Origin of the sequence: Microcoleus pseudofavosus SVA1_A4, from assembly GCF_036700565.1 — a bacterium.
GTDB lineage: Bacteria > Cyanobacteriota > Cyanobacteriia > Cyanobacteriales > Microcoleaceae > Microcoleus.
The window spans coordinates 134,272-149,409 of the sequence record NZ_JAUBPE010000006.1 but is presented as its reverse complement, the minus strand read 5'-3'; the positions used below and the strand labels follow the sequence as shown (position 1 = coordinate 149,409).

The following is a 15,138-nucleotide window of genomic DNA, read 5'->3' as shown; positions in this document are numbered from 1 at the left end:
CTGGTGGCTGCGGGCTTTTTCATTCGTTTATTTTACCAGATGCCGCCACTGAAGTTTTTTTGACCTGAATCCTTACGTGTCTCCTATATTAAAGGTGACAGTGCCAGAGGGGAAAGTGCCACCGAAATCTGTGGCATTACTGGGGTTGGCTCCACTAGCAGTTACGACGTACTTTGCTATAGTGCTAATGCTAGTATTACCCGTTCTAGTAACAGTAAAAGTAAAGTTAGTAGTACCGCTATTAGCTTCAGCTTGGCTACTGTTAGCTGCGCTAATGGCAAGGTCACTGAATTGTTGTAATTCATAGGCTCCGATGTCAGTGGCGGTGCTAAATACACGGTTAAAACCTGTGCCGCGTTGGTCTGTAGTGAGGCTATTAGGGTTAGTTCCTGCGTCGATGGCGGGACTACCGCCAACTAAGGCGTGAGTTTGGGTTAATCCGCCATTATTAGCTAAGGCAGAAATTGCCGTGCTAATTGCTCCCGGAAGAAGGATATCGGAGGCAATAGTAGTAAAACCGCCGGCGCTGTTGTTTTGTCCTACTAAGTTGTTGCCACTAGAGGTAAATGTACCTGCCGTAATGTTGGCTTCAGCACCAGTGGGAGAAGTATTACCTGCAACAATGCTATTACCAATAGTTATCTTAGCAGTAGCATTTTTTTGAGCAATGCCACCGCCATTAGTTGCCGTATTGTTGCTGATGGTGCTGTTAGTAATATTTGCCGTACCGACACTGCTGCCATTGTAGATACCGCCACCGAATTGAGTAGCAGAATTGCCGCTAATGGTACTGTTGGTAATAGTTGCCGTTGTCAGATTGTTAATTCCGCCACCGTATTTAGCTGAATTCCCGCTGACAGTGCTGCTGGTGAGAGTTATTGTCCCGCCGCTGTTGTGAATGCCGCCGCCATTGCTTGCCGAATTGCCGCTAATGGTACTGTTGCTGATATTTACTAAGCGGTCAGTGGAGATAGCACCACCAAAACCATTGGCAGTATTGCCGCTGATGGTACTGTTAGTCACGGTCAAGGTTGCTCCCACGCCGTTACTGGAGATGCCGCCCCCTTGATTGCCAGTGGTATTCCCGCTGACGGTACTATTGGTTAGGGTGAATATGCCTCTATTGTTAAAGATCCCGCCGCCCCTATTAGCACCACTGCCGCTGATGATATTATTGCTGATGGTGCTGTTAGTCACCGTCATGGTTCCCAATCTGTTGTAGAGACCGCTACCATCGCCCCGTACCGAATTGCCGCTGATAGTGCTGTTGGCAATGTTAACTGTGCCTTTGTAGTTATAAACCCCGCCGCCTTGACTACCAAGAGTGCTAGCATTAAAATTGCCGCTGATGGTGCTGTTAGTGACAGTTAGCAATCCACCGCTGCCAATGGCGATGCCAGCACCGTAATCAGCCGAATTGCCGCTGATGGTACTGTTAGAGATTGCGACTGTTCCTTGGCTATAGATGCCGCCGCCACCAATAGCAAAACTTGGAACTGTTACTGTGTTGCCGCTGACGGTGCTGTTGGTCAAGTTTAGGGTGCTGCCAGTTCCCACCCGAATACCGCCGCCTTTGGTACTCGCTACGCTGCCATTAGCGATAGTGAGGCTGTCAATATTGACAGTGACAGTACCGGAAATATCCAACACGCGCACGGCATTGTTGCCACTAACAGTTAAATTACTCGCACCTGGCCCGTTAATACTGACTGAATCGGTGATACTTAGACCAGTGGCAAGGACAATAGTGCTACTGACTCCGGTAATATCGATGATATCCGCTACGCCCACAGTACCGTTAGCAGTCGTAATGGCATCTCGCAGACTCCCGGCTCCTGAATCATTAGTATTCGTAACTGTATAAGTAGTCATGCTTTCTCCTAAGTCCCTACTTGAAGCTTTAAATCCCTATGAAACTAGCAGATGTCACCGCACTCTTACTCACGCCAACCATAACAACTAACGGCTCCCTTAACATTCTACTATTTTTAATCTCCTACCAACCCATTTAATGCTTCAGCAACCCGATTAAACACTTCCACCCAATCTCGCGGTTTTGATTGCCGAAATAGTCGCATCGTCGGATACCAAGGAGTATCACTTATTTCTAACATCCATCGCCAATCAGGACTATAGCATAGTAAAGTCCAAACTGGCTTACCTAATGCTCCGGCCAAGTGAGCAACCGAAGTATCCACAGTAATCACTAAATCTAGTTGGGCGATCGCTCTTGCCGTATCTCCATAATCTCTCAGATAATAACTTAGATCGCAGACATTAAATTCTGGCAATTTTGCTACATCTGTCGGCTTATTGATTTTTTGCAAACTGAAAAAATCAATGTTTTTAATATTCAAAATAGGCACAAAGTCATCTAATTGACAAGAACGATTGCGATCGTTTTTATGAGTAGGACTACCACACCAAACAATTCCTACTTTTAAATTATTAGATTGAGATGAATGCAGGATTGGGGAAACGGAGTTTTGCTCCCTTACTTCTAAATAGGGAATTTGAACAGGGATTGTTTCTAAAGTTGTACCGAGAATATGAGGCAAACTCATTAAGGGAGCATAAACATCAAACTCTGATATCGCAATATCTCCCGGCGGTATCATTTTATCAATATGAGGAATGGTAGCAAATAATGGCATTAAATCGGGAATGCAAACTAAAATAATGCGACAATTCATATCAGCTACTATAGGGATATAGCGAATGAATTGGATTGCATCTCCCGCACCTTGTTCGGTATGAATCAGAATAGTTTTACCGCTTAAGTCGCTACCATCCCACAAAGGTTGAGGACAAATAAATGGTGTAAAGTTATTCGTTTGCCAACGCCACTCACTTTCGGCAAAGCCTTGGGTATATTCTCCTATTTGTAATAAAGCCATGCCTAAATTCAAATGTGCATCAGGAAATTGGTAGCGAATATCAATGGCTTTTTGATAATATTCTATGGCTTGATTTAATCTATGTTGATGCTGGGAAATTATTCCCAAATTATTGTAAGCTTCTGCATGATTGGGATCTGTGGCAATTACTTGTTCTAATTCTATAATCCCCTCTTCCCATTGTTCTTGTTCTAAATAAACTACTCCTAAGTTATACCGTGCCATCAAATAATCTGGCTTAAGTTCTAGGCATTTCTGGTATTGCTGCATTGCAGCTTCCAGGTTGCCTTGATTGTAAGCATCATTGCCCAAATTAAGTAAATATTCGGCATCTTCTGGTTGTAGAATCTTCTCAGTTAGTTCTACTTCTTGAAGTGCTTCATCGGGTAAAATATAAGTTGTACCTAAAAGTTGCTCATCCCAGTTAATGACTTCGGGAAATAGAAAACCGGGAATAATACCAATAGCAAATATTTCTTGTACGCCACCTTCAAATCTTAAGAAAGCAAGGATTTCACCAGTTTGAATGTTAACTACCCACACGCCACAATTCCTTTCTGTGAGACTTTTGGTAATTGGTAATCCACTAAAAACGGCGGTTTCTCTAATTTGTGAAAGTCCAATAAAGGCTAAGTTTTCCCAGAAAGCTAAGCCGCGAGTGAAACCGGGAACTTGAGCAACTGTCGTTAATTTTCCCGAACTTAAATCAACTTTTGCTAAACTACCATTTCCTGATTCTAATACCCAAAGTTCCTCCCGATACCAGCGGGGAGAATGAGGCATAGATAAACCGCGACAGATGATTTCATTACTGGGAATATCAATGAGAATCCCCCCATTAGCCTTGTTTTTTCGCCAACCTGCGGCTTCATTTGTTTCTCCTAATGCTGTAATATATTGTGGTCGATTGTTGCGGATGCTTAAACCGTTAAGATGACAGCGATCGCTGAGATCGTAAGCACTAATAAAATTAGGTCGCCATCTCGGTACAAAACTATGAATTTTATCTAGGGTACATAAACAGGAAAAACGAGTATTAATAAACCAAAGTTCATCATTGGTATATGCCATTTCGTGAATGTCAATATCCCCGGTAATATGAGTGCGACGAGGGAGATAACAAGCATCATGTTTACCAAGGGGTTCTAGCTTGGGCGCTACCGCTGGGACGTTGCGAAGTTCTATAATTTGGTAAGCTGTACCAATGGCTAATTTTTCGCGATCTACTGCTAAACCCATTGGGCGATCGAACGATCGGAAATGAGTATTTATGGTATTATTGTCTGCACGCAGAACGATCAACTTGCCTGCTTGGTAGGTCGAAATAACTAGAGAAATACCAAGTTGAGTTAAAATGTTGGGGAAATTAGTTGTATGAACGCTGGTTAAAGAAATATTTTGGGTATTCATGTGGCAAAATATAGATATTGCGCTCGATTTAAGTTTCAATTTAGAGCTAATAAATACCGAGGTTGATTTCTGTCAGCGGTATTTCTAGTTTGTGGCAGATGACACGCTAGATTCTTGACTACTAAGAATTAGCAAAGTTCCATTATGTCAGTGCTTGAGTTGGATCATTTACAAATCTTTATAAAAAGCAGCCTAGCAGTTATGTATTTGATACGATCGCGTTATATTTGAGATATATAAATATCTGCTTCCAGATTTTATGAATAACGAAAAAGCCACTTTTAATAAAGTACAAGAACACGAGATTTTTGGCGATCGCGATTTTCCATCTTGGTTAACCCAACAACAAATCAGCCTCGCTTGCACTACCTATCAAACAAGCAGGTTAATGTTAATCGGTGCTGCACCAGAAACCAACAGAATCTCGGCTTTTTGGCGAATATTCGATCGCGCAATGGGGCTTTACTGCACGCCGGAACGCCTTTATTTAAGTTCAAAATATCAACTCTGGCAATTAGATAATGTCTTAGAATCCGGCAAATTATACCAAGAATACGATAAATTATATATACCAAGAATCGGCTATACTACAGGAGATATCGACATTCACGATATCGCTGTCGATAAAAATAATCAAATCATTTTTATTAGCACTTTGTTTAATTGTATCGCTACATTGAGCGATCGCCACAGTTGCAAACCTCTCTGGAAACCAGGTTTTATCTCACAATATATAAATGAAGACCGCTGTCACCTCAACGGTTTGGCAATGGTAGAAGGGGAGGCGAAATATGTCACGGCGTCGAGTCAGTCGGATGTGGTGGATGGCTGGCGCGATCGCAGAAAAAACGGCGGTATAGTTATTGATATTGAATCTAACGATATTATCGTCACAGGATTGTCAATGCCGCACTCACCCCGCTGGTATCAAGACAAGTTGTGGTTGCTGAATTCAGGGAGAGGGGAATTGGGTTATGTGGATTTAGACACAGGGAAATTTGAGGCCATTACGTTTTGTCCGGGATATGTGCGAGGACTAACATTTTGGCAAAATTGGGCAATTGTTGGACTCTCGAAACCTCGGGGAGGTGACAACACTTTTAGCGGTTTAGAATTGGATGAGTTGTTGCTGGCCAAGGATGCTGAGGCTCGCTGTGGTATGATGGCGATCGATTTGACTACAGGGGCGATCGTTCACTGGTTGCGGTTTGAAGGAATTGTTACGGAACTTTATGATGTGCAAGTGATTCCGACAGTACAAAAGCCTATGGCTGTAGGTTTTCAGACTGAAGAAATTGCTCAGTTAATTACTTTGGAACTTTAACCGCAGATGGTGGCGGATGTACGCGGATTAACGCAGATAAATGTTGACAGGATGTACGCAGAGGGTGTGAGAGAAAGTATTTAAGCGGGATTTGGTATTACTCAAAAATCGCCCCATCTAAGCTTGTTTTTCTTAAGTCTGTTCTCGCTAAATTTGCACCTCTTAAATCAGCACCTGTTAAGCAAGTATTGCTTAAATCTGCATAACTCAGATCGGCACCTTTCAGATTAGCCTCAGATAAATTTGCTCCTGATAAATTCGCCCTCACAAGTTGCGATTTACTCAAAGTGCTGCCACTCAAATTTGCTGCTGGCATCTGTGCGGACATTAAGTTTGCTTTGCTTAAATTAGTGCCGCTGAGGTTAGCCAAATTTAATTTAGCATAACTCAGATCGATATTTTCCAAGCAAAGTTCGTTCAATTGCGCGCATCGCAAGTTAGCATTAATAAAAAACCTGTCTCCCACCGCATAACGGCGCAGCAATTCGTCAACTGCAAGCCGAATTAAAACCGGTTCGCAAGTATTTTGGTAGCACCACGATGTCTCCAGCAAACTAGCGGCTGCTTCAATTGCTACCTTGTCGGATTTAGGGAGCACCAAACTATTGCACCCATCCCACTCACCGTTGAGCATAAAGGCCATGTCAGAAGCTGCTGCAATTGAGTCGCATAGCAAAACGGTTTCTGGTTTGGGTTGCAGCCAGTTCATTAAGGCGATCGAGCTCTTGTTTTTCACTGTTGATTCAGGGTTTGTGCGTCTTTCTTAATTATAGGTAAAAATATTGAAAACAGTATGCACAAATTCGCTGCGGCTTCAGAGAAGGAATTAATTGTGTTTGGTGCAGCCAGACCAGGATACCGCGATGCAGAAATTGCTCGGTGGATTGAATTTATGCAGGGGCATAATATCAAGCAAGTTTGCTGCTTGCTCGATCAGACGCAACTCATCCGCTACACTGATTTACTGGGAACATATCGGAAAATATTTGGGTGCGATCGAGTTTGCCCGGCGCCGATTGCAGACTTTGAATTGGTCGATCGCGATATTTTAATCGATCGCATATTGCCGTTCTTGGCATCTGCAAATAGCAAAGGCGAACGGGTGGTAGTTCACTGTTCTGGGGGGATCGGACGTACAGGACAGGTTTTGGCTGCTTGGTTGGTCAGCGGGCGGGGATTCTCTAACAAACAGGCGATCGCAGCAGTAAAAAAAACTGGCAGAAATCCCTATGAAGCAGCGATTGTAGCTTGTTTGAAAGGTCGAAACCCCTGGCTAGTCGCCCAAGAACTTAATGCTCTTTTAGATGATTGTCGCCTTGCTAGGAGAAATGAGATATAGCAGATAGTTGTACCAATTCTAAAAAGTCATGCAACATTAGCTGTAGGGTGCGTCGCTATTCACTAATCCCAAAAAAGAGCGACTTTTCGAGCAGCGAGTGCACCTACAAACAGTCTTTCAGGAAACAACCCTCCGTTGCACTCCGCCCAACACTCATGATTTTTGCATGACCAGGCGAGAATTGGTATTATTATATAAAGTCCGAGGTGCGATTCGTTTATATTTATCATGGGAGTGCGAGCGTCTCGCTCGCGAGCGAGACGCTCGCACTCAAATGACTAATGACTAACAACTAATCAGTTGTACTAACGTGGTCGATTCTCTCTAATTGCCAGAGAATTTGGTTGCCTTCGCGCCGCACGCGAGAAACAACCCAATTTCGCCAAACCCAGTTGTCTCCGCGACTGGTGACAGCGCTAGCATTTACATCCATCAAATCAGCCAGTTCAGAACTGGTAATCAAGTAGCCTTTGGTCGCAACCTCGTCGGCTATGTGCAAGGTTTCGATGAGGTTTCGGAGTTCCTGAACCCTCACCTCGCGGGGCAAGTTCTCCAGGGTATCGGCAGTTGAATCCATCATGGCAGCATTGGAGATGAGAAGGTCAGAAGTTATGACATAGGATTCTATCGTTTTGTTACCCGTTGCGTCCGTTTCTTCCAAAACAATTGTGTTTTCCGAACCAAGGGGCGGTGTCCCCGCGCCCGCGCCGGCAAAAGTGCCCGCCTGAGTCCCGTTTGCTGTTGGTTCCTGCTGTTGCAGTTCGGGGGTGAGATTGTGAGAGAATTTGCGGGCGATTTCATCGCACCTGTCGTTGTAGAAGTCGCCGGAGTGGCCGCGGACGTGTTCCCACTTGACTTGCCGGGAATTCAGCTTGTCTAGCAGGTGCCAGAGGTCTTGGTTGACGACATCTTTGCCCGCCGAGGTTTTCCAGCCTTTATTTTTCCAGCCTTGAATCCATTTGGTGATGCCGTTTTTAACGTATTCGCTGTCGGTGTAAAGGGTGACTGGCTCGGTTTGACCGGAATGGGCAAAAAATTCGAGGGCAGCGACCGCAGCCTGCATTTCCATGCGGTTGTTGGTGGTTTGGGGGTCTGCACCCCCGAGTTCGTGACAGTGGCCGTCGGCGAAGCAAACTACTGCACCCCAGCCGCCGGGGCCCGGGTTGCCGGAACAAGCGCCGTCTGTGTACAAGCTTTTGATTTGGGGAATTGTCATGAGTAAATTAATTTGTCATTTAGAGGTAAGTTGTTTGCAAGTGCGATAATTAAGGCAATTGAGATAGTTTTACTTGCTGCTATGAAAAATGCCAACTTAAAGATTAAAAAGGTCGCGCTATTTATTTGTCCGTTTTCTTTGTTAATTTTTAATAGTTTCGCGCAAGCACAGCCAATAGTGCCTGCTGCTGACGGTACTGGCACTGCTGTCACCCGCACCGGCAACCGCTACGATATCAACGGCGGCAGTTTGTCGGGAGACGGGGCGAATCTTTTTCACAGTTTTAGCCAGTTCGGCTTGAATGAAGGTCAAATTGCTAATTTTCTGACTAATTCGGCTATTCAAAATATATTAGCTCGAATTGCTGGCGGGGACGCTTCGCTAATTAACGGTTTAATTACTGTGACGGGCGGCAATTCTAATCTGTTTCTAATTAATCCTGCGGGGATTGTGTTTGGCCCGAACGCGAGTTTGAACGTGCCGGCGGCTTTCACTGCAACTACTGCTACTGGTGTCGGTTTTGGTTCTAATTGGTTTAATGCTGCGGGTACAAATAATTTTAGCGCATTGGTTGGTACGCCAAATGCTTTTTATTTTGGTGCGGCCGGGCCGGGAAGTATTGTTAATGCTGGTAATTTGGCTGTGACTCCGGGGCAAAATTTGGCTTTGCTGGCCGGTACGGTTGTTAGTACGGGGCAGTTGTCAGCCCCTGGCGGGCAAATTACTGTTGCTGCTGTTGAGGGAGATAATGTTCTCCGCATCAGTCAACCGGGGCATTTGTTGAGTTTGGAAGTAGCAACGGGCGGGAATTTGGGGAATTCTCAACAGACTTTAAATCCTGTTTCTTTGCCGCAGTTGCTGACAGGTACGGGGCCAAATCAGGCGGCGGGTGTTGAGGTTGCTGGGGACGGTTCTGTCCGGCTTGTGGGTTCTGGTTTGCAGGTGAATTCTGGGGATGTGGCGATTGCTGCTAATGTGTCTCAGTTTCCGCAATTGAATGCGGGAAGTGCGAATTTATGGGCTGCGGGAAATCTCACGTTAGCGGGCACGAGGCTGCAAACTGCGGGGGATTTAAACTTGCAGGCCCGGGATGCGGTGCGGGTCAGGGACAGCGCCCAGAATCCGTTTTTGGCGCTCTCTGGGGGAAATTTAGACATTCGGGGCGATCGCACGATCGACATTCTCACTCAAAATGCGATCGGCGGCTTGTCTCTTCCCCCGCAATTCCAAAGCGGCGGGAATTTGAGTTTAGTTAGCAACGGTGTTATTTCGGGGGATTCTCACTTTATTTCTGGTGGCAATTTTTCGGTGCGGAATCTGTCGGGAATGCCGGGTAATTTTGTCAGTTTATTTGACCCGATTATCAGTTCGGAAGGAGATGTTTTGTTGGGAAATTATACCGGTGTTTCGCTGAAAGTGGAGGCGAAGGGGAGTATTGTTGGCGGGGATATTACAATTACCGGCCCCGATCTGGCATTGCCTACTGAAAATGTGAATCCCGACGATCCAGATATTGCTATTTTAACCAGAACTCCGGCTTTAATTCTGCGGGCTGGAGTGGCAAATCTGACCAATCCGCTTAATATTTCTACTGATAGTTTTGGATCGAATGCAGCTTTCTCTTCAACGCCGCTTTTTACCAGAAATGTGATTTCTGTTGAAAATATTTCCGCAGGCGGGCCTGTGATTTTGTCGGCAGCGGGTGAGGTGGCAACTAGAGATATTAACGGCGGTCAAATTAGTCTCGAAAGCAGGGAAGCTGGAGTGATAGTTGGGGGCGGATTAACGTCGAGTTCGACAATTAATATTCAGGCTCGTGACAATATTATATTGACAAATCCAATTATTCTTGGAGATGTAAACGGCAATGTTAGTCTGAACAGCAGTGGGGGTAATATCGTAACGGGGCCGATCGATACTGGGAATTCTGGGGCGATCGAACTCAGAGCTTTTGGCAATGTGAATTTTGGGAATTTGCAGGGATCTAAAGTTGATATTGTCAGTGACTCCGGGGAATTGGGAGTTTTGAGCGATCCGAATTTTATAGTCCCCAATACTGCCCCAGTCAATATTGCAGCAACTGAAAATATCAGTTTGACAGCTTCTAGGGACTTAACGGTAGGCAATCTCACCGCTGCGACTGTCAGTGCTAGCAGCAATGGGAGTGTTAATACGGGTGCGATCGCTACTACCGGAGATGTCAGAATTTTAGCCCGACAGCTAATCAACACAGGGATAATAACTGTTAATCCTGTCGCCACAAATCCAGTTAATCGGATTCCCACAGTAAATCTGGATGGCCAAACTAATATTAATGTTGCATCGATTAACGCTGGCACTGGCACTATTGCTTTGAGAGCATCCAGCGATTTAACTACAGGGAGTTTGCAAGGGGGAGCAGTTGCAGTCAGTAGCGATGGGGGAAATATTGCGATCGGCAATACTTCGTCAACAGGAAATGTGAATTTGACAGCTTCTGGCAATGTAAATTCAGGAAATTTGCAGGGATTGGGAGTTTCTGTCAATAGTAATTCGGGAAGTATTCAAACTACAAATGCTACCGCTACAAATGTCAGTTTGACAGCATCTGGCGATGTCAATGCCGGAAATTTGGGTGGAGGTTCGGTTGATGTTAACAGCAGTGCGGGGAATGTTATCGTTGCTGACATTGAGACAGTAGGAAATATCAATTTTAGAGCAGCGCAAAACGTGACTGCGGGTAATTTGCGGGGAGTTGGAGTTGATTTGACTAGCAGCAGGGGAAATGTCAGCACTGGCAATATTAATGCTGTGGAAGTTGTGGGAATTTTAGCGGGAGGGCAAATCAGAACTGGGGAAATAAATGTTAATCTTTTTGGAAGAGGTCGCACTTCTACAGTAAATGTTAACGCTCAAAATGATATTAGCATTGCATCGGTGATTGCTCCGGGCGGTAGGGTTGAGATCGCAACTCCGGGTTTAGTTCAAGTGACGGATACTTTTGACCAAAACGGCACTCCTGTTAGCATCTCGACTCTTGGCGGCACTCAACCCGGTACAGTTACGATCGCCCACGGCGGCGGCGATGTCAATCCGCCGACGGCTTTTGCGGTGGGAGATGCGACGGCTAACGGGACTGCTGGGGCGATCGCCAGTAATGCTTCGGGTACTATTACTCAGGGGCAATCTTTCATAAATTCTTACACTCAGGGCAATAGTGCGATCGTCACTACCAATCAACCAACTAATCCAAATAATCCAACTAATCCAAATAATCCAACTAATCCAACTAATCCAATTAATCCACTGAATCCACTTAATCCAAATAATCCACTGAATCCACTGAATCCACTTAATCCCAGCACTCCAATTAATCCACTTAATCCAAATAATCCACTGAATCCACTGAATCCACTTAATCCCAGCACTCCAATTAATCCACTGAATCCAAATAATCCACTGAATCCACTTAATCCCAGCACTCCAATTAATCCACTTAATCCAGGTAATTCACTTAATCCAAATAATCCATTCAATCCAAATAATTCACTTAATCCAAATAATCCATTTAATCCAAATAATCCATTTAATCCAAATAATCCACTTAATCCAAATAATCCATTTAATCCGCTAACATCGCCCAGCGGTAGATTTCCATTATTAGATAGAGGGCAGGTTTTTTCCGACCCCAACCAACCCTTTAACCCCAAATACCAGCCGAACCCAAACAGACTATCGCTAGACATAGGCAAACCCGGAGAAAGGATGCCGCCCCAAAGAATGCAACCTCCCAGAGAACCGAAAAATTTCATTAACTCAAATGTCAGAGATTCAGTTGCGCAGTCAGCATTTCGCAGCGACATCGGTAGGAACTTAGATGTCGGCCAAATATCGGCAGCTTTGTCTCTGCTGGACAAATCTTTCAGCCAAGAATTCGGGGAATATTTCAACCTAAAACTCAGAGACGAACAGATATCTCCAGAGGAAATCAAAATAAAGTTAGCATCTGTGGGGAAAGAAACTGGCACGAAACCCAGCTTAATTTATCTGTTCTCGCAACCGGAAAAATTAGATTTAATGCTAATAACTTCTTGCGGTGAAGTGGTTCATAAAAGCGTGCCGGCCGCGAGCCGGGAAGCACTGCTGAAAGTTGTAAATGAGTTCAGGGGTGAGATTACTAAACCGGGGGTGCGGGGTACCACGAGTTATCTACCATCTGCCCAACAGCTTTATAAGTGGATGATTGCGCCTTTAGAGGACAGTTTAACAAAGTGCGAAACGGATACTATTTCCTTTGTTGTCGATCGGGGTTTGAGAGGTATGCCCTTTGCTGCTTTGCACGACGGACAGCAATTTTTGGTGGAAAAGTACAATCTCAGCCTGATGCCCAGCATTAATTTAACAGATAGTCGCTACGTCGATATCAGAAATTCTCAAGTTTTAGCAATGGGTGCGTCGCAATTTTCCGAGTTGAATCCTTTGCCTGCTGTTCCTGCTGAAATAGCGGCTATTTCCAGAGAGTGGCCGGGAGTTAGTTTTCTGAATGAGGGTTTCACTTTGGATAATTTGAAGCGAGAGCATGAAAGCCGGCCTTTTGGAATTATTCACTTAGCTACTCATGGCGAATTTCGACCGGGGGCGCCGAATAATTCTTTTATTCAGTTGTGGGATAGTCGATTGCGACTCGATCAATTGCGGGATTTGAGATTGAACGATCCGCAGGTAAATTTATTAGTTTTAAGTGCTTGTCGGACTGCGGTGGGAGATGCACAGGCGGAGTTGGGTTTTGGGGGATTGGCGCTGCAAGCGGGGGTGCAAACGGCTTTGGGGAGTTTGTGGTACGTGAGTGATGAAGGTACTTTGGGATTGATGAGCGAGTTTTACCAGCAGTTGAAGACGGCGCGAACTAAGGGGGCGGCGCTGCGACAAGCGCAAATTGCGATGTTGCGGGGAGATGTGCGTTTGGAGGGTGGCAGATTGCGGGGTTTGAGTCGGGGTGAGGGGGTGGAGTTGCCGACTTCGCTGCAAGGGTTTGCCGATTTAAAGTTGTCGCATCCTTATTATTGGTCGGCTTTTGTGATGATTGGTAGTCCTTGGTGAAGACATATTGACAAAATCGCATGGAGGGCACGGTAATCAGCGATGCAGTTAATTTAGCTTCTTGCGTGGAGGGATTGACAAAAAATTATGGGGTGTCGCTGTTAATTACGCAGGAAACTTACTTGCGTTTAGAAAATCCATCCCAGTACGCAATCCGCACTCTCGATACGGTAAAACTCAAGGGAAAATCTGAAGCTGTGACGGTTTATGAGGTGTTTGATTGCGATCCGCCAGAAATCAAAACGGGCAAGTTAGCTACGCTGCAATTGTTTGCCGAAGCTTTGGAAATTTACTCAGAAGGGAAGTTAGCTGAAGCGGCAGGGCTGTTTGCAGATTGTTGGCGTCAGAATCAGGGCGATCGCGTTGCTAAAATTTATTGGGAACGCTGTCAGTCTGGATTAGTGTCAACTGAAGACTGAAATCCTCACTCTCGATGTTGAGCTCCAAGTCTCGATCGCCCTTTTGTATTTATTACCCACCCGCAAAGCGATCGCTCGTTTTCAAGTAGCCTAAAAGAGCGAGCGCTTAACCGCAACCGATCGCGCTTTTCCAGCATTCCCGCGCGATTTCCCAATCTTCCTGCGTGTGAATTACCAAAACTCTCACCGCTGAATCAGCCGCCGCAATATCTTCATCAACCGGCGACTGTTGATTCTTCTCCCCATCCAATTTTAAACCCATAAATCCAAAAGCTTCGCAAGCCGCCGATCGCACAACAGCGGAATTTTCCCCAACTCCCGCCGTAAAAATCAAAGCATCCAACCCTCCCAAACTCGCCAGCATCGCCCCAATTCCGGCGCGCAAACGGTGGATGTAAATATCCAATGCAAGTTGAGCTCTCTCATTACCTTGGGCGATCGCCTCTCCAATCTGTCGCATATCGCTAGATACCCCAGAAATGCCTTTTAAACCAGAATTACGATTGAGAATATTATCCAGTTTCTCTGAAGTTAAATCGGATTCTTTTAACAAATGAATGATAATCCCCGGATCGATCGAACCCGATCGGCTTCCCATCATCAAACCTTCCACAGGCGTAAATCCCATCGTCGTATCAATACTGAAACCACCGCGAATCGCCGCCAGAGAACATCCGTTGCCTAAATGACAGCTAATCAGCCGCAAATCTGCCAAATCTCGACCCAGAATTTCGGCAGCCCGACGCGCGCAATATTGATGGCTAATCCCGTGAAAACCGTAGCGCCGAATCCCATTTTCCAGCCATTCGTAGGGGCCGGGATAAACAAAGGCTGCTGGCGGCAATTGTGCGTGAAAAGCGGTATCAAATACTGCTACTTGCGGCACATTTGGGAGGATTTTTTCAATCGCTTCGATGCCTTCGAGGTTGGCGGGATTGTGTACGGGGGCGAAAACAGATAAACGATCGATCGCCTTTTTAACATCCGGCGAAATCAACGTACTTTCTTGATAGTCTGACCCGCCGTGTACGACGCGATGACCGACAATATCAATCTCCTTTAAATCATTAATAATTTGAGTTTTTCCCTGCCACAGAGTCTCCAGCATTCGAGAAATAGCATCTGTGCGAGATTCCGATGCAAACTCCTCCTGAAATTGAGTACCTTTTGCTGTTGTGACTTTCAACTCTGGTGCACCCTGTTGGTGAGTCCAATCAATTTTAGCTTCCCAGAGGGGTTGCAAAGGTCGATCGGGCGGCACATCATTTAACTCGTAAACACAGCTCTTTTGACTGCTAGAACCCGCATTTAACACCAGTATTTTCATGGGATTGGTAATTGGTAATTGGTAATTGGTAAGGTGTGTACCTTTTTATTATTAAAAATCGCACCGAACCGGGCCGGACACGGCATTGCCGTGTCCCTACAAACATCAATCGTAGGGACACGGAATT

Annotated in this window: 8 protein-coding genes and 1 pseudogene; 4 read left to right on the top strand and 5 right to left on the bottom strand. The window is 45.4% G+C overall.

Annotation, left to right across the window (positions count from 1 at the left end):
* Positions 1 to 72: 72 nt before the first annotated feature.
* Both QUA02_RS04730 and QUA02_RS04725 read right to left on the bottom strand, forming a co-directional pair.
* A complete protein-coding gene (locus QUA02_RS04730; RefSeq protein WP_333025689.1) occupies positions 73 to 1,872 on the bottom strand; it encodes a beta strand repeat-containing protein in 1,800 nt (599 codons plus the stop codon).
* A gap of 116 nt (positions 1,873 to 1,988) precedes the next feature.
* Entirely contained in the window at positions 1,989 to 4,307 is a 2,319-nt protein-coding gene (locus tag QUA02_RS04725) for a TIGR03032 family protein (protein WP_333025687.1), read from the bottom strand.
* Between the two features lie 259 nt (positions 4,308 to 4,566).
* On the opposite strand from QUA02_RS04725, the gene QUA02_RS04720 reads away from it, so the two are divergent.
* Complete coding sequence (locus tag QUA02_RS04720; protein WP_333025685.1) at positions 4,567 to 5,631, top strand: TIGR03032 family protein; 1,065 nt, start codon at positions 4,567 to 4,569, stop codon at positions 5,629 to 5,631.
* Between the two features lie 97 nt (positions 5,632 to 5,728).
* Here QUA02_RS04720 and QUA02_RS04715 read toward each other — a convergent pair whose 3' ends face one another.
* Positions 5,729 to 6,367: a pentapeptide repeat-containing protein gene (locus QUA02_RS04715; protein ID WP_333025684.1), complete on the bottom strand. Its 639-nt coding sequence runs from the start codon at positions 6,365 to 6,367 to the stop codon at positions 5,729 to 5,731.
* Positions 6,368 to 6,424: 57 nt separating this feature from the next.
* Between QUA02_RS04715 and QUA02_RS04710 the strand changes: the two genes are divergently transcribed.
* Positions 6,425 to 6,970 (top strand): protein-tyrosine phosphatase family protein, encoded by a 546-nt coding sequence (locus QUA02_RS04710; protein WP_333025683.1) that lies wholly within the window; start codon positions 6,425 to 6,427, stop codon positions 6,968 to 6,970.
* Between the two features lie 292 nt (positions 6,971 to 7,262).
* Here QUA02_RS04710 and rnhA read toward each other — a convergent pair whose 3' ends face one another.
* The gene (gene rnhA / locus QUA02_RS04705; protein ID WP_333025682.1) at positions 7,263 to 8,186 is read right to left on the bottom strand and encodes a ribonuclease HI; all 924 of its coding nucleotides are present in this window, start codon (positions 8,184 to 8,186) and stop codon (positions 7,263 to 7,265) included.
* Positions 8,187 to 8,267: 81 nt separating this feature from the next.
* Here rnhA and QUA02_RS04700 point away from each other — a divergent pair, with 81 nt between their 5' ends.
* Together QUA02_RS04700 and QUA02_RS04695 are read left to right on the top strand one after the other, a co-directional pair.
* Positions 8,268 to 13,265 (top strand): CHAT domain-containing protein, encoded by a 4,998-nt coding sequence (locus QUA02_RS04700; RefSeq protein ID WP_333119197.1) that lies wholly within the window; start codon positions 8,268 to 8,270, stop codon positions 13,263 to 13,265.
* Between the two features lie 11 nt (positions 13,266 to 13,276).
* Positions 13,277 to 13,684, top strand: a pseudogene (locus tag QUA02_RS04695) (adenylate/guanylate cyclase domain-containing protein); the annotation flags it as partial.
* Positions 13,685 to 13,790: 106 nt separating this feature from the next.
* Here QUA02_RS04695 and QUA02_RS04690 read toward each other — a convergent pair.
* Positions 13,791 to 15,011 carry an acetate kinase gene (locus QUA02_RS04690; RefSeq protein WP_333025676.1) on the bottom strand — a complete coding sequence of 407 codons (1,221 nt, stop codon included), beginning with the start codon at positions 15,009 to 15,011 and terminating at the stop codon, positions 13,791 to 13,793.
* Positions 15,012 to 15,138 lie beyond the last annotated feature (127 nt).

Bases quoted from the DNA above. Each gene is read 5' to 3' on its own strand.
- QUA02_RS04710 (WP_333025683.1), top strand. From the start codon at position 6,425: ATGCACAAATTCGCTGCGGCTTCAGAGAAGGAATTAATTGTGTTTGGT.
- QUA02_RS04690 (WP_333025676.1), bottom strand. From the start codon at position 15,011: ATGAAAATACTGGTGTTAAATGCGGGTTCTAGCAGTCAAAAGAGCTGT.
- rnhA (WP_333025682.1), bottom strand. From the start codon at position 8,186: ATGACAATTCCCCAAATCAAAAGCTTGTACACAGACGGCGCTTGTTCC.
- QUA02_RS04730 (WP_333025689.1), bottom strand. From the start codon at position 1,872: ATGACTACTTATACAGTTACGAATACTAATGATTCAGGAGCCGGGAGT.
- QUA02_RS04725 (WP_333025687.1), bottom strand. From the start codon at position 4,307: ATGAATACCCAAAATATTTCTTTAACCAGCGTTCATACAACTAATTTC.
- QUA02_RS04720 (WP_333025685.1), top strand. From the start codon at position 4,567: ATGAATAACGAAAAAGCCACTTTTAATAAAGTACAAGAACACGAGATT.
- QUA02_RS04700 (WP_333119197.1), top strand. From the start codon at position 8,268: ATGAAAAATGCCAACTTAAAGATTAAAAAGGTCGCGCTATTTATTTGT.